This is a genomic window from Kitasatospora sp. NPDC098652 (assembly GCF_044760155.1).
GTDB lineage: Bacteria > Actinomycetota > Actinomycetes > Streptomycetales > Streptomycetaceae > Kitasatospora.
On the sequence record NZ_JBIWAQ010000006.1, the window covers coordinates 364061 to 381536 of the forward strand.

The following is a 17476-nucleotide window of genomic DNA, read 5'->3' on the forward strand; positions in this document are numbered from 1 at the left end:
GGAACACGCACGTCAGGACTCTCGCCTCCGCTCGCACCACGTGTGACAATTCCGCGATGACCAGGGCTGCGGACCCCCTCACCGCCGTGCCGGACGGCGCCCCCGACCACCCTTTCCACCCCTCCCACCGCGAGTACGCCGGCCGTCCGGAGCACCCCGACGACCCCGAACTCGCCGCCCGCGCCGCCGAGCTGGTGCGCCGCGCGGTGCTCGGTGACCTCGCCCGCCGGGTGGTGGCCGAGTGCGGCGCCGACGTCGGCCTGGTCGGCGTGCCCGAGCCGCTGCCCGGCAGCCGCCCCGGCAGCGAGGGCATGGTGCTGCGCCACTGGGCCGGCACCCGGGCGGACCTGCTGCACGACGTGCCGGTCCCGGCCGGTCTCGGCCTCGGCGGCCGGGCGCTCGCCGAGCGCGCGCCCACCTGGGTGTCCGACTACCGTGCGGCCACGACCATTTCGCACCAGTACGACGCGGCCGTGGCCGCCGACGACCTGTACGCGATGCTCACCGTCCCGCTGCTGGACGGCGACACCGTGCACGGCGTGGTGTACGCCTCGCTGCGCACCGTCGTCCCGTTCGGGGACGTCCGGATCTCCGCCGTCGGTCGGCTGGCGGCGACGGCCGCCCGGGCGCTCGCCGGGGCGGCGGCCTGGAACCGTACGAAGCCCGAACCGGTGGTGCCCGAACCGGTGGCGCCCGCACGGCCGTTGACCCGGCGCGAGCACGAGGTGCTGCGCTGGGCGGCGACCGGCCGGACCAACCCGGAGATCGCCGCCCACCTGGGCCTGACCTGCAACACCGTGACCGGCTACCTCAAGTCCGCGATGCACAAGCTCGGCGTCCGCAACCGGACCGAACTCGCCCTGGCGGCCCGCGCCTCGGGCCTCGTCGGCTGAGGGCGGACGGCGGACGTCAGTTGACCTGGCGCTCCCGCCCGCTCCAGTACGGCTCGCGGAGCCGGAACTTCTGCAGCTTCCCGGTGGCCGTGCGCGGCAGCTCGGTCCGGAACTCCACCGAGGTGGGCGACTTGTAGCCGGCCAGCCGCTGCTTGCAGTGCGCGATCAACTCCGCCTCGGTGACGGCCGCCCGGTCCTCCCGGAGCACCACCAGGGCCTTGACCGTCTCGCCCCACTTCTCGTGCGGCACCCCGATCACCGCGACCTCGGCCACCGCCGGATGGCCGTACAGGCAGTCCTCCACCTCGATCGAGGAGACGTTCTCCCCGCCGCTGATGATGACGTCCTTCTTCCGGTCCGAGATGGACAGTTGGCCGTCGGTGAGGGTGCCGCCGTCGCCGGTGTGGAACCACTCGTCCCGCAGTGCCTCGGCGGTCGCCTCCGGCTGCTGCCAGTACCCGTCCAGCACGGTGTTGGAGCGCACCAGCACCTCGCCCTGGGCGTCGACCCGCAGCTGGGTGCCGAGCGCGGGGGCGCCGGCCTGCACCAGCTTCTCGGCCCGTTCGGCGGCCGGCAGGGTGTCCCACTCGGCGCGCGAGCGGTTGACCGTGACGATCGGCGCGGTCTCGGTCAGGCCGTAGAGCTGCATGAACTCCCAGCCCAGCTGCTCCTCGACCTGCTGCACCACCGAGGTCGGCGGCGGGGCGCCGGCCACGATCATCCGCACCCTGTCCCGGCCGGGCACCGGGCCGTCCCAGTCGGCGGCCGCGTCCAGCACCATCTGCACCACGGCGGGTGCGCCGGACAGGAAGGTCACCCCGTGCCGCTCGACCCGGCGCAGGATCTCGGCGCCGTCCACCTTGCGCAGCACGATGTGCCGGGCGCCGAGTCCGGTGAGCGAGAACGGCAGGCCCCAGCCGTTGGCGTGGAACATCGGCAGGGTGTGCAGGTACACGTCCCGGTCGTTCGCGCCGTAGTGCAGGCCCATCAGCGTCGCGTTCAGCCACACGTTGCGGTGGGTGAGCTGAACGCCCTTGGGGCGGGCGGTGGTTCCGCTGGTGTAGTTGATGGTCGCGGTGTCGTTCTCGGAAACGGCGTACCGGCGGGGCGCGTTGTCGAAGTCGTACAGCAGCGCGTCACTGTCCGCGCCGAGCACGAACTTGTGCTCGGCCACCACCCCGTGCAGGGCGTCGGCGAGTTCGGGGTCGACCAGCAGCACGGAGGCGCCGCTCTGCTCGACGATGTACGCGACCTCCTCGGCCCGCAGCCGGAAGTTGACCGGCACCAGTACCCGGCCGTACCCGCTCACCCCGAAGAAGGAGGTGAGCAGCCGGGCCGAGTTGTGCGAGACGATCGCGACCCGTTCGCCCGGGCCGACGCCGAGCCGGTCCAGCCCGGCGGCCTGGGCCCGGGCGAGTTCGGCGACCCGTCGGTAGCTCAGCTCGCCCCAGGATTCGGCTGGTTGCACCGGCTCGTCGACGATGCCGACCCGGTCGCCGTAGACCAGCTCGGCGCGGTCGAGGAAGTCCATCGCGGAGAGTGGAATCTGCATGCGCCCACTGTGCTATCCCGCGCGCCCGCTGCACACCCCCGATCGGGGGTGTCACCCGTTCGAACGCAGCCGCTCGGCCGTCGTCAGCGCCGCGAGCAGCCGGTCCCGGGCCTCGGTCTGGGCGGCGATCCGGCGTTCCAGCGCGGCCAGCCGCTCCCGGACGATCTCCAGCACCTGCTCGGACGGCGGGCGGGACAGCACGTCCCCGTCCAGGCAGCCGAGCAGGGGCCGGAGGTCCTCCATGGTGAGCCCGGCGGCGACCAGGGCGCGGATGTTGCGGACCCGCGGGACGGCCGAATCCCGGTACTCCCGGTAGCCGTTGGCCGCCCGCTCGGAGTCGATCAGCCCGGCCTGCTCGTAGTGCCGCAGCGCCCGGGCGGTACTGCCCGTCCGCCGCGCCAGTTCACCGATCCGCACCGCCGCCCCGCCCCGTTCCTGCTCCGCCGCATCCCTGTTGCGCCGCGTCCGTCCCTGGCCCGTCCCTGGTCCGTCCGGTCAGGCCACCAGCGCGCCCCCGTCGACGGACAACACTACGCCGGTCACGAACGAGGCCTGCGGCGAGGCGAGTCGGGTGATCGCCCAGGCCACCTCGGCGGGTCGGCCGATCCGGCCCAGCGGGGTGATCCCCAACTGCCACTCGCGGATCGCCGCCGACTGCTCGGGGCTGAACCCGGAGTGCTCGCCGATCGGGGTGTCGATCGCCCCGGGCGCCACCGCGACCACCCGGATCCCGCGCGGAGCCAGTTCCACCGCCCAGCTGCGGGTGATCGTCTCCAGCGCCGCCTTGCCCGCCGCGTACACCGAGTTGGTCGGCCAACCGCGCTGCCCGACGGCCGTGCTGACGTTGACCACCACGCCCCGGGTGGCGGCCAGGGCGGGCACCGCGGCCTGCCCGAGCAGCACCGGGGCGACCAGGTTGGTGGCCAGCAGCGCTTCGATGCCGGGCCGGTCGAAGTCGCCCAGGGCCTGCTCGCTCCGCACGATGCCGGCGTTGTTCACCAGCACGTCGAGCCGCCCGTACCGCTCCAGGGCCGTTCCGACGATGGTCTCCGGGGCGTCCGGTCCGGTGATGTCGGCGACCAGCGGCTCGATCAGGCCCGGGTGCGCCTGCGCCGTCTCCGCCAGCGGTCCGGGGCGCCGTCCGACCGCCACCACCCGGGCGCCCTCGGCCGCGAAGGCCCGCGCGGTCTCCCGCCCGATCCCCGTCCCGGCCCCGGTGACCACCACGACCCGACCCGCTCCGGTTGCTTCGTTCGCTTCGCTCATGGGGGAAGTCTCCGACCCTGCCGCCAGCGTCAGGGTCAAGCCGCAACCGTCGAGCAGCAACCGTCGAGCACCGGCTGTTCGTCCGTCAGGAAGATCGCGACGCGGTTCCGAACCCACGGGGAGAGCACCATGAGCCACCACCGACCCGACCCGGCCCTGACCACTTTCCCTACGGCGGACGGCCTGCTGCTGCGCCCCTTCGAGGACGCCGACGCGCCGGCCCTGATCGAGGCCTACCGGGACGGGACGCTGCGCCGGTTCAGCCGGACCTGGCCGGACGACCCGGAGCGGGCCGCGCACTGGCTGGCCGTGCAGCGCGAGGGCCGGGCGAACGGCACCCGGTACGCCTTCGCCGTGGTCGAGGACGGCGGGCTGGTCGGCAACGTGGTGCTCAAGCGCGGTGCCCCGGGCGGGGAGCGGGCCGAGGTCGGCTACTGGACGGTGGCCGCGGCGCGCGGCCGGGGCGTCGCGCCGCGCGCGGTGGAGGCGCTCACCGTCTGGGCCTTCGAGGCCTTCGCCGGGGACGGCCTGCTCCGGATCGACCTGCTGCACGAGGGGGACAACGAGGCCTCCTGCCGGGTCGCGGAGAAGAGCGGCTACGCGTTCACGGAGATCGTCCCGGCCTTCCCGCCGTACCCGTCGGACGGTCACCGGCACTCCCGGAAAAGGCTGGACACGACCGAACGGCACCGGTCAGAGTGAGCGCATGGCTTCTCTGGTGCGTCATGTGACGATCGACTGCGCAGACCCGTTCGCCCTCGCGGACTTCTGGGCGAAGGTGCTGGACGGCACCGTCGGCGAGGACGACAACCCGGGTGACCCGGAGGCGGTGGTGGACTCCGCCGGTGCCTCGCTGCTGTTCATCCAGGTGCCCGAGGGCAAGACGGTGAAGAACCGGGTCCACCTGGACCTCCAGCCGCAGGACCGCAGCCGTGACGAGGAGGTCGAGCGCCTGCTCGCCCTGGGCGCCACGGTGGTGTCGGACCAGCGCCGCCCGGACGGCACCGGCTGGGTCACCATGGCGGACCCGGAGGGCAACGAGCTGTGCGTCGAGCGCAGCCGGGCCGAGCGCATCGCCACCGGCGCGTCCTGAACCCGCCGGGGCCCTGAACCCACCAGCGCGTCCTAACGCACCAGCGCGTCTGAACCCGCCGGGGCGTCCTGCGCGGGCGGCCGTTCGCACTTCCGTCCGATAATCGACCTGTCTGAGGCCAGTGACAAGCGAGGCCACCCTCCGAGCACCAGGCAGGTACCCCATGGCCAGAATCGCCGTGATCGGCGCCAACGGCAGCATCGGCAGTGCCGTCGTCGCGGAGGCGGAGGCCCGCGGGCACGAGGTCACCGCCGTGGTCCGCGAGCCGGACCGCTACCGGGGCACCGCCGCCCGGGTGGAGCGCGGTGACGTGCTGGACCCGGCCGACGTGGCCCGGGTGGCGGCCGGCCAGGACGTCCTGGTGAGCGCCGTCGGCGGCGGCGACGGCCCGGGCCACCTGGCGTTGATCGAGCCCGCCGCCCGTTCCCTGGTCGAGGGCCTGCGGGCGCTCGCCGACGGCACCGCGCCCCGGCTGATCGCGGTGGGCGGCGCGGGCGGCCTGGAGACCGCCCCGGGCGTGCGGGTCTGGGACACCCCGGGCCTGCCGGAGCCGCTCCTGCAGATCATGCACGCCCACGGCGAGGCGCTGGACTACTACCGGACCGTCTCCGACGTCCGCTGGACGGTGCTCAGCCCGGCCGCCGAGATCGGCCCGGGGGAGCGGACCGGCCGCTACCGGACGGGCCTGGAGCAGCTGCTCACCGACGCCGAGGGGCACAGCCGGATCTCGGTGCCGGACTTCGCGGTCGCCCTGGTGGACGAGATCGAGCAGCCCGAGCACATCGGCGAGCGCTTCACCTGCTGCTCGCTGTAGCGCGCCGGGCTCACCCGTTCAGCCCAGCTGGACGGACCGCTTGGCCAGTCCCATCCAGAACCCGTCGATCACGCTGCGCTGGCTGCCGAGGTCGGCCTCGCCGGCGCCGAGGGTCACGAACAGCGGCGCGAAGTGCTCGGTGCGCGGGTGGGCGAGTCGCCCGGCCGGGGCCTTGTGCTCGAAGTCGAGCAGCGCGTCCACGTCCTGGGCGTCCAGCGCGCGCCTGCCCCAGTCGTCGAACTCGGCCATCACCGAGCTGATCCGGCCTTCCCTGCTGAGCGCCCGCAGGTTGTGGGTGAAGAAGCCGCTGCCGATGATCAGCACGCCCTCGTCGCGCAGCGGGGCGAGCCGGCGGCCGATCTCCAGCAGGCGCTGCGGGTCCAGGGTGGGCAGGGAGATCTGCAGCACCGGGACGTCGGCCTCCGGGAACATCTCCACCAGCGGCACGTACGCGCCGTGGTCGAGCCCGCGGTCGGGGATGTCCTGGACGGGCGTGCCGGGGGCGCGCAGCAGCTTGCGCACGCGCTCGGCCAGCTCGGGCGCGCCGGGGGCGGCGTACCGGACGGCGTAGTAGTGCTCGGGGAAGCCCCAGAAGTCGTAGACCAGCGGGACGGTGGTGACGGCGCCGACGGCCAGCGGGGCCTCCTCCCAGTGGGCGGAGACCATCAGGACGGCCTTGGGCCGGGGCAGGTCGGCGGACCAGGCGGCCAGCTGGCCCGGCCAGATCGGGTCGTCGGCGAGCGGCGGCGCGCCGTGCGAGAGGTACAGGGCGGGCATGCGCTCGGGGGCCGCGGTGCTCAAGGCGTCCTCCTCAAGGGGAACGAGTGGGTAGTTCAAATTTGAACCTCTACTTCGGGACGGTACACCTTCGTTCGAATTTGAACAACAGGAGTAGGCTTCACCCCATGTCCTCACTGAACGAACCCCGCTGGCTCGACCAGGACGAGATGGCCGCCTGGCGGGGCTTCGTCGTCGCGAGCAACCTGCTCAACCGGCGGCTGGAGCGCCAGCTCAAGGACGACTCCGGCCTCTCGCACCAGCAGTACGAGATCCTGGTGCACCTGTCCGCCGCCCCCGGCGACTCGCTGCGGATGACCGAGCTCGCCGACAAGCTGGTCACCTCCAAGAGCGGCCTGACCTACCAGGTCACCCAACTGGAACGGATGGGCCTGGTCGGCCGCCGCTCCTGCCCCAGCGACGTGCGCGGCGTCATCGCCGAACTCACCGACCAGGGGCGGGAGACGCTCCGCCAGGCCGCCCCCGGCCACGTCGCCCTGGTGCGCGAGCTGCTGATCGACGTGCTCACCCGCGAGCAACTCGCCGTCCTCGCCGAGGGCCTGGGCGCGGTCAGCGCCCGCCTGCGCCAGGACGACACGCCGTAGGGCGTTTCCGACAACCCCTAACCGTCCCCCGTCCGGGCCCCGGTCGCCCCCTGGCCGTCACCCCCGAGTCCGGCCGCCCGCTCCAGCAGCAGCTCCCGCTCCCGCTCGTTGCGGGTCAGCCCCGCCGCCCGCTCGAACTCCGCCCGGGCCTGCGCCGTCCGCCCCAGCCGGGCCAGCAGGTCGCCCCGTACGCTCGGCAGCAGGTGGTAGTCGCGCAGCGCCGGCTCCGCCGCCAGCGCGTCCACCAGCTCCAGGGCGGCGGCCGGGCCCCGGGCCATCGAGACGGCCACCGCCCGGTTCAGCGCCACCACCGGCGAGGGCGTCAGCACCAGCAGCCGGTCGTACAGCGCGGCGATCGTCGCCCAGTCGGTGTCCTCGTAGCGCCGCGCCCTGGCGTGGCAGGCGGCGATCGCGGCCTGCACCGAGTACGGCCCGCCGCCCGCCCGCCCGAACGCCTCGAAGCCGCGCCGGATCAGCAGCCCGTCCCAGCGCGCCCGGTTCTGCTCGGCCAGCAGCACCGGCCGCCCGTCCGGCCCGGTGCGGGCGGCCGCCCGGGAGGCCTGGAACTCCAGCAGCGCGGCCAGCCCGTGCGCCTCCGGCTCCCCGGGCACCAGCGCGGCCAGCACCCGGGCCAGCCGCAGGGCGTCCTCGCACAGCTGCGGGCGCAGCAGGTCGTCCCCGGCGGTGGCCGAGTACCCCTCGTTGAAGATCAGGTAGACGACCTCCAGCACCGAGGACAGCCGCTGCGCCCGGTCCTCGCCGTACGGCACCTCGAACGGCACGTCCGCCTTCGCCAGCGTCCGCTTCGCCCGGACGATCCGCTGGGCCACCGTCGCCTCCGGCACCAGGAAGGCGCGGGCGATCTCCGGGGTGGTCAGCCCGCCCAGCAGCCGCAGGGTGAGCGCGATCCGTGCCTGCGCCGACAGCACCGGGTGGCAGGTGGTGAAGATCAGCCGCAGCAGGTCGTCGTCGATGTCATCCGGGCCGGACGGCTCCGCCGGCTCCGGTACGTCCTCCAACGACCGCCCCACCTCCGCGAGTTTGCGGGCGTAGACCTCCCGGCGGCGCACCAGGTCGACCGCCCGCCGTTTGGCGGTGGCCGTCAGCCAGGCGCCCGGGTTGTCCGGTACGCCGTCGCGGGGCCACTGCTCCAGCGCGGCCACCAGGGCGTCCTGGGCCAACTCCTCCGCGAGGCCGACGTCCCGAACGATCCGCGCGGCCGCGGCGATGATCCGCGCGGACTCGATCCGGAACGCCGCCTCGACGACCGCCGTCGCCTCCCTCTCCGTCACGGCCACCCATCAGAGCAGTCGGAGCGGCGGGAGGCAACGAACGCCGCGGTCCTCACCTGGCGAGGCCCTTACTGCGGGGGCTGCGGCATCTCCTCGATCTGCCGGACCTCCGCCTCGACCTGCCAGTGCGCCGGGTGGGTCTGCAGGAAGCGGCGGGTCCACTCCAGTGCCTCCGCCTTGTCCTTGCACTGCAGGATCGCGTACCCGCCGACGACCTCCTTGGTCTCGGTGAACGGCCCGTCGGTGTAGCCGATCTTCCCGTCGGTCCAGCTCACCCGGGTGCCCTGGGCGGTCGGGGTCAGCCCGGCGGTCTCCAGCATCACCCCGGCCCTGGTGATCTCCTCGAACAGTGCCCCCATCCGCTGCTCGAACCCGGGGTCGGGCTCCCAGCCGTCCCGGCCCTTCTCGTCGATCCGGACCAGTGTCATGAAGCGCGGCATGGTGACTCCTCGGTCGTGCGGGCGGGGCCGTTCCCCGCCGCTCACCCCTGCGTCGATCGGGCCGGCGCCGGATCGACATCCGCCGGGAGGAATCTTCGAAGAATTTTCCGCCGATCCCCGGGTGCGCCCCGCGGATCTCAGCGTCCCGCCGGCCGCAGTGCCCCGCGGGTCTCAGCGCCCCGCCGCCCCCGGCGCGCACAGCAGTGCCGCGCGCAGGTCGGTCCGGTCCCGGAGCCGGGCCAGGTTGCGGCCGGTCAGCTCCTCGATCCGGCGGATCCGGTAGTGGACGGTGTTGACGTGGATGTGGAGCTGCTCGGCCGTCCGCGCCCAGGAGCCGTCGTGGTCCAGGAACACCGCCAGGGTGCCGAGCAGCGAGACGCCGTTCTCGGCGTCGTGGGCGGTCAGCGGGGCCAGCAGCCGGGCGTGGAAGGCGGCCGTCACCTCGGGCGGGATGCCGCGCAACAGCCCGTCCAGGGAGTCCAGTTCGGCGGTGCTGGCGATCGGGCCGGCGGCGCCCGCCAGCACGTACCGGGCCTGCACCAGGGCCGCCCGCAGCGCCTGGGGGGTGGCCGGGGCGGCCGGACCGACGCCGATCCGCAGGGTGTGCCGGCCGGTCAGCCGGGCCTGGAGGGCGGGCCGGGCCCGGCGCAGCCGTTCGGCGACCCGCTCGGCGGGTGCGGCCACCAGCGCCGAGGTGAGCCCGGTGCGGTCGGTGCCCGCCGCGTACGGGGCGTCCAGCGGGTGCAGCGCCTCGGCCAGCGCGTGCGCCGCCCAGTCGGCCGGGGCCTCGTCGCCGGCCCGGCCGGGCTCGATCCGCGCGGTGACCGCCACCAGCGGTCCGGTCTCGGCCAGGCCGCAGGCGGCGAGCGGTTCGGCGAGTCCGGCGTCGTCGGCCAGCGCGTCCAGCAGCCGTCCGGCGGCCCGCCGCCGGGTGCCCGCCGCGGCCCGGGCGCGGGCGGCGAGCGGGGCGAGCAGCTCGGCGAGGCCCTGGAGCGCCGGTTCCACGGCGGGGGTGTGCGGGTGGGCGCGCAGCCGCCAGCCGTCGAACGGGGAGCCGTCCTGCGGGCCGACCGGCAGCCCGGGCCCGCCGCGGCCGGTGGCCGGTGCGGGCTGGGGCGGGCCGGCCACCGGGCGGCCGCCGGCGGTGCCGATCGAGCACTCGGGCAGCCCGAGCCGGCCGACCGCGTGGGCCAGCACCTGCCCGGGCGCGGCCTCGGTGCGGACCAGGTCGAGCAGTTCGCTCCGGACGGTCTCCGGGATCGCCGCGGTGTCCTGCGCCCCGGCCCGCAGGTCGCCCCAGAGCCGCAGGTAGACCCGGTCGGTGACGGCCCGGAAGCTCACCCCGGCGGGCACCGCGAGCAGCGGGATGGCGTGGGTGCGGCAGGCCTCGGCCAGGCCGTCCGGGATGCTGCCGTGGGTGCCCTCGCCGGCCAGCAGGGCGGCCACGCCGGCGCTGCGCAGCGCGGTGGCGAAGCGCAGCGCGCCGGAGGCGTCGGCGGGCTGCCACCAGACCAGGCCGGTGAGCACCAGTTCGCCGGGCTGGAGGTAGCGGGCCGGGTCCTGGAGGTCGGTGGAGCTGACGCCGGTGACCGGGCGGTCGAGCAGGTCGGGGGTGCCCCAGGCCAGCCGGATGGACAGGTCGTCGAGGTGCAGCAGGTCGCCGACGATCATCTCTCGCTCGCTCTCGCCCGGGTGTCGCTCTGGTGCGTCGCGTCGCTTCCTCTCGCAGATGAGAGGGTTGTCGACGCATGGGCATCGTAAATGCCAGTGGAAGCGCCGTGAATCTTCTTGTCGGATCATCCAGCGGAGGGCCCGGTGGCCGGTGTGCGGAACCAGTGGTCCGCCCGATTGCCGGGCTGCTTGGATCGGTGTGCGGGGCGCACCGGACCTTCTCCTCCCGGCGCGCACTGTGACCGGCCTCGCACTTGCGAGCTGAACCATCGCCCAGTCATCTCAGCTGCCGCTGAATTAGGGCATTCAGCACCGCAAACGCGAATGCGGGAGCTGCCCCTCGGGTAGTCCTCCTCCCGGGCCGCAGTGGCGCGGCCCGGGAGGAAGGAGCGCCATGACCCCGGCCGGCCCCGGCGTGACCCCGGCACCACCCACCGTCCGGCTGCACGGCCACCTCGAGGAGCCGGCCGAGCTGACCGTCGAGCAGCTGCGCACCCTGCCCGCGCACCGGGTCGAGGTCAGCTTCGACTGCCTGACCGAGGGCGAGCAGCGGCACGGCTACGAGGGCCCGGCCCTGCTGGACGTCCTGCTCGCCGCCCGGCCCCGGATCGACTTCTCCGGCCGCAAGCAGCGGCTGCGCTTCCTGCTGAACGTGGTCGGTGCGGACGGCCACCGGGCGGTGGTCTCCTGGGCCGAGATCGACCCGGACTTCGGTGGCCGCCGGATCCTGCTCGCCACCAGCATGGACGGCGCCCCGCTGGACGCGGACGGCCCGCAGCTGGTCGTCCCGGACGACCACTGCGGCGCCCGCTACGTCAGCGCCGTCACCGCCGTCTGGCTGGGCCCGCTCGGTGACCAGGAGCGGCCCGCCGCGGACTGACCGCCCACGGTTGCCGCCGTCGCGGCCCCGGTCCGCCCCGGTCCGCGGCCCCGGCCCGCCCCGGTCGCAGGGCCGGGCGGGACCCCCGGAAAATCGCTGGCCGGGGGCGGCTTTCCGTGCCAACATGCCCCATATGGGGACGATTCTGCACGGCACCCTGGTCACCCTCCGCCCGGCCACCGCCGACGACATCCCGGCGCTGGTGGCGATCCGCAGTACGCCCGAGGTGTTCGCCCGCTGGCGGGGCGGTGACGATCTGGTCGACGCGGTCGCACGGGACTTGGAAGCGCCCGAGACCGAGACCTTCGCGATCGATGTGGGCGGCCGGGTGGTCGGCGCCGTGCAGTGGTACGCCGAGAACGACGACGAGTACCGGCACGCCGGGATGGACATCTTCCTCGACCCCTCGGTGCACGGCCTGGGCCTGGGGACGGACGCCGTGCGCACCATGGCCCGGTACCTGGTGCACGACCACCACTACCACCGGCTGGTGATCGACCCGGCCGCGGACAACCTGGCCGCCATCCGCTGCTACACCAAGGTCGGCTTCCGCCCGGTCGGCACCATGCGCCAGTACGAGCGCGGTCCGGACGGCACCTGGCACGACAACCTGCTGATGGACCTGCTCGCGGACGAACTGTCGGACGGCTGACGGCCGTTCCCCGGCACCCGGCGGCGGATGCCAGGGTGTACAGACATCTTGTCAGCCGACCGCCCTGAGCTGTACAGACACCTCAGCGCCACAGGAGCGATCGCAACTGATCGCCTGGAGTTCTTCCCTGCGTACCGAGCAGTAGCTAGCGTTCCCCCGCCAATCACCGGCGGCCGGTCACCCCGGCCCGTCCGGACCCCACCGGTTGACGGACCCCCAGGAGAACGCCCATGCTCTCGCGTCGCACGGCGACCGCCCTCACCTCGGCGGCCGCCGCCGCACTGCTGCTCGGCGGCACCGCCCCGAGCGCCTCCGCCACCACCGCGGCGAGTCCCACCACGCTGTCCGTCCTCGCCTTCAACGTCGACCTCGGCACCGCGATCGTCGACAGCACCCAGAACGAGCAGGCCGCCCGCCGCACCCCGGTGATCGAGCAGATCGTCCGGCAGCACAACGCCGACGTGGTCGTCCTGGACGAGCAGTTCAACAACAGCTCGACCGCCGACATCAACGCCAAGCTCGCCGACCTCTACCCGTACCGCACCCCGGTGGTCGGCGGGACCTGCTCCGGCGGCGGCTGGACGGGCATCAGCGGCAACTGCTCCAGCTCGTGGTTCGTCATCAACGGCGGCACGATGATCCTCTCCAAGTACCCGATCACCGCCCAGTACGCCCATGTGTTCAGCAACTCCACCTACGGCACCTGGGACTACCACGCCAACAAGGGCGCGGCGCTGGTGCAGGTGAAGAAGAACGGCAGCACCGCGTGGGTGGTCGGCACCCACCTCCAGGCGGACGAGGCCGACACCTCCACCGACACCACCCAGTCCACCCGGCTCGGCCAGCTCGCCGAGATCCGCGCCTGGGTCGACGGCATCGTGGGCAGCGGTGCGCCGGTGCTGATCGGCGGCGACCTCAACGTCGAGTACTTCCACGGCCAGGCCCGCGGCGACTACGCCAACGCCCAGAACGCGGTGAACGGCGTGCTCGGCACCCCGGCCACCGTCCCGAACCAGGCCCGCACCACCATGGACTGCCCGGTCTCCTCCTGGTGCCAGTACATGGCGGGCGTGGAGACCTTCCCGACCGACTACCGGGACGACCTGGACTACATCGGCTACCTCAACGCCCCGGGCCGCCCGGTGCCGAGCTCGATGTCCGACGTGAAGATCGACTTCGACCCGCAGGCCGGCTGGGTGCCGGGGCAGCCGGACACCGTCGCGCCCAGCGACCACTACCCGGTCGAGGCCACCTTCCAGCTCAACTGACCGAGTCTCCAAGGCTGTTGTTCAGGGGCGCCGACAGGGTCGGCGAGTCGGCAGGGGCGCCGGCCGGGCAGCCGCAGGAGCGCCGCGCCACCAGCCGGGCCGGGAAGGTCCGGGCCCCGGCGGCGCGGCGCTCCGGTCCGCCGAGCACCAGGTCCACCGCGGCCCGGGCCATCTCGTCCTGCGCGGTGGTGACGGTGGTCAGCGCCGGTCCGGCGATCACCGCCTCGGCGATGTCGTCGAAGCCGGCCACCGCGAGCTCCTCGGGCACCCGGATGCCCAGGTCGTCGGCGGCCCGCAGCAGGCCGATCGCCTGGTCGTCCGTCGCGCAGAACACGGCGGACGGCCGGTCGGGCCGGCTCAGCAGGGTGAGCGCCTCGGCGTGCGCCCGGACCCGGTCGAAGGGCGCCGGGGTGAGCCGGCCGTCGGTGGACAGCCCGGCCTCGGCCAGGGCCGCGGCCCAGCCGGCCGTCCGCCCGGTGACCGGGTCGAGCGGGCTGAGCGCGAGGGTGCCGCCGAAGCAGTGCACCTCGCGGTGGCCGTGGTCGAGCAGGTGGCGGACCACCTCGCGGGCGCCGCCCTCGTCGTCGGCCACCACGGCCACGCCGTCGACGCTCTCGGTGCGGTGGTGCAGCAGCACGACCGGGGTGCCGTCGGCCGAGTCGAAGCCGCTCAGCCCGGGGGCGGCCGGGTCCTGGGTGACCAGGATCAGCCCGTCCACCTGCATCCCCAGGAAGGCCCGGATGTAGTGCGCCTCGCGCTCGTCCGCGTAGTCGGAGTTGCCGATCAGCAGCAGCCGGCCGTGCTCGGTGGCGGCCTGCTCCACGGCGTGGGCGAGCCCGGCGAAGAAGGGCTGGCGGGCGTCCGGCACGACCATGCCGAGCAGGTCGGTCCGGCGGCGGGCCATCGCCTGGGCGACCCGGTTGGGCCGGTAGCCGAGCTCCTCCACCGCCGCGAGCACCCGGGCCCGGGTGGCCGGCGCGACCGGACGCGGTCCGTCGTTGATCACATAGCTCACGACCGCTGTGGACGTCCCCGCCACCCGCGCCACATCGTCCCGTGTCACCCTCGCCATGACCGATGAGCCTACACAGCGGCTCCGACCAGCGCGTTTCCGCGTCCGGGGAAGCCCCGATCGGCCCGCCCCGGTTGCGGGCCGGCCGCCACCGCCCGGAGGGTGGCGGGACGGGCGGCACCCGTTGCCGCCACCGCCGACCGTGGGAGCAGGCCGATGAGCGCGCCTCCGCAGCGGCGGGCCGGTCGGAGCGCACGCCCGGCGGCCCGGCCGAGGGTCCGGATCCACTCCCGGGCGCGCTCCGCCGTCGCGGGCACCGCCCGGCCGAGGGTCCGGCCCTGGCGGGCGTACACGGTGGTGGTCGCGATCGTCCTGTCCGTCACCGCGGGCCTGCTGCTCTACTTCGACGAGCGCTCCAGCCGCAGCCATGCCCAGGTGGTGGGCGCCACCGCCCCCGGCCCGGACTTCCTGGAGGTCGACGTGACGCTCCAGCGGGTGGACGCGGCCGCGCAGACCGTCACCGCGAAGATCGTCACGCAGCTCCGCGGCGCCCTGCAGACCGCGGACAACCCGCTGGTGCCCACCGGGGACGTGGTGCTGGAGACCACCTCGCTGGAACAGACCGTGCTCAAGTACCCGGCGGGCCAGCAGATCGGCTCCAGCACGGTGACATTCAGCCTGTTCGACGGACGGATCTCGGACTACCCCTTCGACCGCTACTACGCGATCATCGGCTTCGCGGCGACCGTCGGCGGGCGGTCCGTCCCGCTGGTGATGGGGCTGACGGAGGGCGACCCCTTCTTCGTCTTCAAGCAGGACGGGAAGCTCAGCGAGGGCAACGGCGTCGCGGTCACCGAGCGGATCAGCCGCTCGCGCAGCACCTTCATCCTGGCCTGGTTCATGATGGCGGCGATGTGGGCGCTGGCGCTGTCCGTCCTGGTGGCGGCCTGGCTGATCGTCCGGCAGCGGCGCGGGATCATCTGGCCCGCCCTGAGCTGGATGGCGGCCACCCTGTTCGCCCTGGTCGGCATGCGCAACGCGGCTCCCGGCAGCCCGCCGATCGGCTCGCTGCTGGACTACGCGGCGTTCTTCTGGGCGGAGCTGCTGGTCGCGGTGGGCCTGACCATGGTGGTGGCGCGCGGCGTCCGGGTCGAGGGCGGGCGCGGGTCCGGCCCCTGACGCACGGCTCGGCCTCGGCACCGGAGGACTCAGCCGGCGTCCGGCACGAGCACGGTCAGCGAGGTCTCCCGCAGCTCGAAGCCCAGGGCCTCGTAGACCCGACGGGCCGGGTTGCCCTCGGAGACCACCAGGTGCACGTCGGCCAGCCCGCGCCCGGCGGCGTCCGCGACCGCCCGGCGGAGCAGGTCGGCGCCGAGCCCGCGGTAGCCGCGCCGCGGGTGGCGGAAGACCTCGGCGACCCAGGGCAGGCCGTCACGGTCGGTCAGTACGGCGGCGCCGACCACCCGGTCCTCGGCGTCCACGGCGAGCAGGCTGGACGGCAGCACCGGGCCGATGGCCTTCCCGGCCAGCAGCGGGCCGATCCGCTCGGCCAGGGCCCGGGCGTCGTCCCCGGGGAAGTGGTCCACGTGCGCCGGGTCGAAGGCGGCCCGCCACGGCTCCAGCAGCTCCTCGGGCGAGCGGTCGCAGGGCACCGCCCGCAGCCCCTCGCGCAGCGGCGCGCCGGCCCAGTCGGCGGGCGGGGGATCGGCGCGCAGGTCCCGCCGGAGGGTGTGGGCGTGGCGCAGGGCCGTCGCCCCCTGGGCGAGCAGCCGCTGCCCGAGCTCGGGGCTGCCGGAGACCACCCAGCCCGCCAGTTCGGCGCGGATGTACGCCACGGCGTCCGCCGAGTCGTCCAGCACCTCCAGCAGGTCGGCCCAGGGGCGCCCCTCCCGCTCGCCCGGCTGGTACCGCAGCACCGGTGCCCCGGCGCTGTCGTGCCTGACCACCCAGTCCGTTTCGGGCATGGCCCCACCCCATTCACGAAAGTCGCGAGAGTCACGCGAGTCACGAGTTCGTTCGTCGACGGCCCATGCTCACCAGAACCGGAGCGCCCCGGCAACCGGTTTTCGAGCGGCGGATCCACCTGTCGGGCTGATCCATCTGCCCGGCGGATCCCCTGCCCGGCGGATCCCCTGCCCCGCGGGGCTCAGCCCACCACCGCCGCCCGGACGCAGAGCACGTCCGGCAGGTGGGAGACCAGCAGCGACCAGGTCTCGCCCTCGTCGCGGCTGCCGTACACGTCGCCGGTCCGGTTGCCGAAGTAGATCCCGGCCGGGTCGGCGTCGTCGGTGCGCAGCGCGTCGCGCAGCACGATGCCGTAGTGGTCCTCGCCGGGCAGCCCGTGGGCCAACTGCTGCCAGCTGGTGCCGCCGTCGGTGGTGCGGAAGACCCGGCAGCGGCGGCCCGGCGGGATCCGGTCGTCCGAGCCGCCGAGCGGGAAGAGGTAGGCGGTGTCGCCGCGGCGCGGGTGGGCGGCGATCGCGAAGCCGAACTCGGCGGGCAGGCCGTCCGCGATGGAGCGCCAGCTCCCGCCCCAGTCGTCGCTGCGGTAGACCCCGCCGTGGTTCTGCAGGTAGAGCCGGTCGGGGTGGACCGGGTCGGCGGCGATCTTGTGCACGCACTGGCCGAACTCGGGGTACTGGCGCTCCTGCGGGAAGAACTCGGCGCGCAGGCCGGTGTTGGAGGGCTCCCAGCTGTCGCCGCCGTCCTTGCTGCGGTAGACGCCCCCGCTGGAGACCGCGACCAGCAGCCGCTGCGGGTCGCGCGGGTCGGTGAGGACGGTGTGCAGGCCCTGGCCGCCGTAGCCGGCGCCCCACTCGGGCCGCTGGGGGTGGTTCCAGAGCGGTTCGACCAGGGTGAAGCTCTCGCCCCCGTCGATGGAACGGAACAGGGCGGCGGGTTCGGTGCCCGCGTACACCACCCCGGGGGCCTCCGCGCCGGCGGGCTGGAGCTGCCAGACCCGGGTGAGCGAGGCGCCGGTGGACTCGGGGAAGCGGATCGCCGGGCGGGCCGGCTCGTGCCAGTGGGCGCCGAGGTCGTCGGAGCGCCACACCGAGGGCCCCCAGTGACTGCTGTCGGCGCCGACCAGCAGTCTGGTGCGGCCCTCACGGCGGTCGATCGAGACGGAGTAGATCGCGTTCATCGGGAAGTGCGGCCCGCTGAACTCCCAGTCCAGCCGGTCGCGGCTGCGGCCGAGAAAGAGGCCCTTCTCGGTTCCGACGGCCAACAGCACCTCGGTCATGCCTCACACCACCTGATCGC

19 protein-coding genes are annotated in these 17476 nt (G+C 74.2%); 9 read left to right on the plus strand and 10 right to left on the minus strand.

Annotated features, from left to right (window positions below; all coding sequences use genetic code 11):
• The first annotated feature begins 56 nt into the window (after positions 1 to 56).
• Positions 57 to 893 (plus strand): LuxR C-terminal-related transcriptional regulator, encoded by an 837-nt coding sequence (locus ACIQWA_RS17110; protein WP_402483189.1) that lies wholly within the window; start codon positions 57 to 59, stop codon positions 891 to 893.
• A gap of 16 nt (positions 894 to 909) precedes the next feature.
• Here ACIQWA_RS17110 and ACIQWA_RS17115 read toward each other — a convergent pair whose 3' ends face one another.
• From ACIQWA_RS17115 to ACIQWA_RS17125, 3 genes are all read right to left on the minus strand, one after another.
• Positions 910 to 2445 carry an AMP-binding protein gene (locus ACIQWA_RS17115; protein ID WP_402483192.1) on the minus strand — a complete coding sequence of 512 codons (1536 nt, stop codon included), beginning with the start codon at positions 2443 to 2445 and terminating at the stop codon, positions 910 to 912.
• 51 nt (positions 2446 to 2496) lie between these two features.
• Complete coding sequence (locus ACIQWA_RS17120; protein ID WP_360237350.1) at positions 2497 to 2862, minus strand: MerR family transcriptional regulator; 366 nt, start codon at positions 2860 to 2862, stop codon at positions 2497 to 2499.
• A 78-nt stretch (positions 2863 to 2940) separates the two neighbouring features.
• A complete protein-coding gene (locus ACIQWA_RS17125) occupies positions 2941 to 3711 on the minus strand; it encodes an SDR family NAD(P)-dependent oxidoreductase (RefSeq protein WP_402483194.1) in 771 nt (256 codons plus the stop codon).
• A gap of 129 nt (positions 3712 to 3840) precedes the next feature.
• Between ACIQWA_RS17125 and ACIQWA_RS17130 the strand changes: the two genes are divergently transcribed.
• The 3 genes from ACIQWA_RS17130 (at position 3841) to ACIQWA_RS17140 (ending at position 5618) form a co-directional block, all read left to right on the plus strand.
• Positions 3841 to 4413 carry a GNAT family N-acetyltransferase gene (locus ACIQWA_RS17130; RefSeq protein ID WP_402483197.1) on the plus strand — a complete coding sequence of 191 codons (573 nt, stop codon included), beginning with the start codon at positions 3841 to 3843 and terminating at the stop codon, positions 4411 to 4413.
• Between the two features lie 4 nt (positions 4414 to 4417).
• Entirely contained in the window at positions 4418 to 4804 is a 387-nt protein-coding gene (locus ACIQWA_RS17135; protein WP_402483199.1) for a VOC family protein, read from the plus strand.
• Positions 4805 to 4967: 163 nt separating this feature from the next.
• On the plus strand, positions 4968 to 5618 hold the full coding sequence (locus ACIQWA_RS17140; RefSeq protein WP_402483202.1) for an NAD(P)-dependent oxidoreductase: 651 nt from the start codon (positions 4968 to 4970) through the stop codon (positions 5616 to 5618).
• Positions 5619 to 5636: 18 nt separating this feature from the next.
• Here the strand turns inward: ACIQWA_RS17140 and ACIQWA_RS17145 are convergent, their stop codons facing one another.
• Positions 5637 to 6419 carry a dioxygenase gene (locus tag ACIQWA_RS17145; RefSeq protein ID WP_402483205.1) on the minus strand — a complete coding sequence of 261 codons (783 nt, stop codon included), beginning with the start codon at positions 6417 to 6419 and terminating at the stop codon, positions 5637 to 5639.
• 113 nt (positions 6420 to 6532) lie between these two features.
• Here ACIQWA_RS17145 and ACIQWA_RS17150 point away from each other — a divergent pair, with 113 nt between their 5' ends.
• Positions 6533 to 7000, plus strand: a complete 468-nt coding sequence (locus ACIQWA_RS17150) for a MarR family transcriptional regulator (protein WP_360237449.1) — start codon at positions 6533 to 6535, stop codon at positions 6998 to 7000.
• A gap of 17 nt (positions 7001 to 7017) precedes the next feature.
• Here the strand turns inward: ACIQWA_RS17150 and ACIQWA_RS17155 are convergent, their stop codons facing one another.
• The 3 genes from ACIQWA_RS17155 to ACIQWA_RS17165 all read right to left on the minus strand — a co-directional run bounded on the left by ACIQWA_RS17155 (position 7018) and on the right by ACIQWA_RS17165 (position 10403).
• Entirely contained in the window at positions 7018 to 8298 is a 1281-nt protein-coding gene (locus ACIQWA_RS17155) for an RNA polymerase sigma factor (protein ID WP_402483208.1), read from the minus strand.
• 62 nt (positions 8299 to 8360) lie between these two features.
• A complete protein-coding gene (locus ACIQWA_RS17160) occupies positions 8361 to 8732 on the minus strand; it encodes a YciI family protein (RefSeq protein ID WP_360237364.1) in 372 nt (123 codons plus the stop codon).
• 171 nt (positions 8733 to 8903) lie between these two features.
• A complete protein-coding gene (locus ACIQWA_RS17165; RefSeq protein ID WP_402483211.1) occupies positions 8904 to 10403 on the minus strand; it encodes a PucR family transcriptional regulator in 1500 nt (499 codons plus the stop codon).
• 394 nt (positions 10404 to 10797) lie between these two features.
• On the opposite strand from ACIQWA_RS17165, the gene ACIQWA_RS17170 reads away from it, so the two are divergent.
• From ACIQWA_RS17170 to ACIQWA_RS17180, 3 genes are all read left to right on the plus strand, one after another.
• Positions 10798 to 11283 (plus strand): molybdopterin-dependent oxidoreductase, encoded by a 486-nt coding sequence (locus ACIQWA_RS17170; RefSeq protein ID WP_402483214.1) that lies wholly within the window; start codon positions 10798 to 10800, stop codon positions 11281 to 11283.
• A gap of 133 nt (positions 11284 to 11416) precedes the next feature.
• The gene (locus tag ACIQWA_RS17175) at positions 11417 to 11935 is read left to right on the plus strand and encodes a GNAT family N-acetyltransferase (protein WP_402483216.1); all 519 of its coding nucleotides are present in this window, start codon (positions 11417 to 11419) and stop codon (positions 11933 to 11935) included.
• Positions 11936 to 12165: 230 nt separating this feature from the next.
• Positions 12166 to 13203, plus strand: a complete 1038-nt coding sequence (locus ACIQWA_RS17180) for a sphingomyelin phosphodiesterase (RefSeq protein WP_402483219.1) — start codon at positions 12166 to 12168, stop codon at positions 13201 to 13203.
• On the opposite strand, the gene ACIQWA_RS17185 is transcribed toward ACIQWA_RS17180, so the two are convergent.
• Positions 13196 to 14275 (minus strand): LacI family DNA-binding transcriptional regulator, encoded by a 1080-nt coding sequence (locus tag ACIQWA_RS17185; protein WP_402483222.1) that lies wholly within the window; start codon positions 14273 to 14275, stop codon positions 13196 to 13198. The two genes, ACIQWA_RS17180 and ACIQWA_RS17185, sit on opposite strands and share 8 nt — an antisense overlap.
• A 156-nt stretch (positions 14276 to 14431) precedes the next feature.
• On the opposite strand from ACIQWA_RS17185, the gene ACIQWA_RS17190 reads away from it, so the two are divergent.
• On the plus strand, positions 14432 to 15394 hold the full coding sequence (locus ACIQWA_RS17190) for a DUF4436 family protein (protein WP_402483225.1): 963 nt from the start codon (positions 14432 to 14434) through the stop codon (positions 15392 to 15394).
• 29 nt (positions 15395 to 15423) lie between these two features.
• Here ACIQWA_RS17190 and ACIQWA_RS17195 read toward each other — a convergent pair whose 3' ends face one another.
• Positions 15424 to 16179, minus strand: coding sequence for a GNAT family N-acetyltransferase (locus ACIQWA_RS17195; protein WP_402483227.1), 756 nt, complete (start codon positions 16177 to 16179; stop codon positions 15424 to 15426).
• A 182-nt stretch (positions 16180 to 16361) separates the two neighbouring features.
• A complete protein-coding gene (locus ACIQWA_RS17200; protein ID WP_402483229.1) occupies positions 16362 to 17456 on the minus strand; it encodes a WD40/YVTN/BNR-like repeat-containing protein in 1095 nt (364 codons plus the stop codon).
• Between the last annotated feature and the right edge of the window lie 20 nt (positions 17457 to 17476).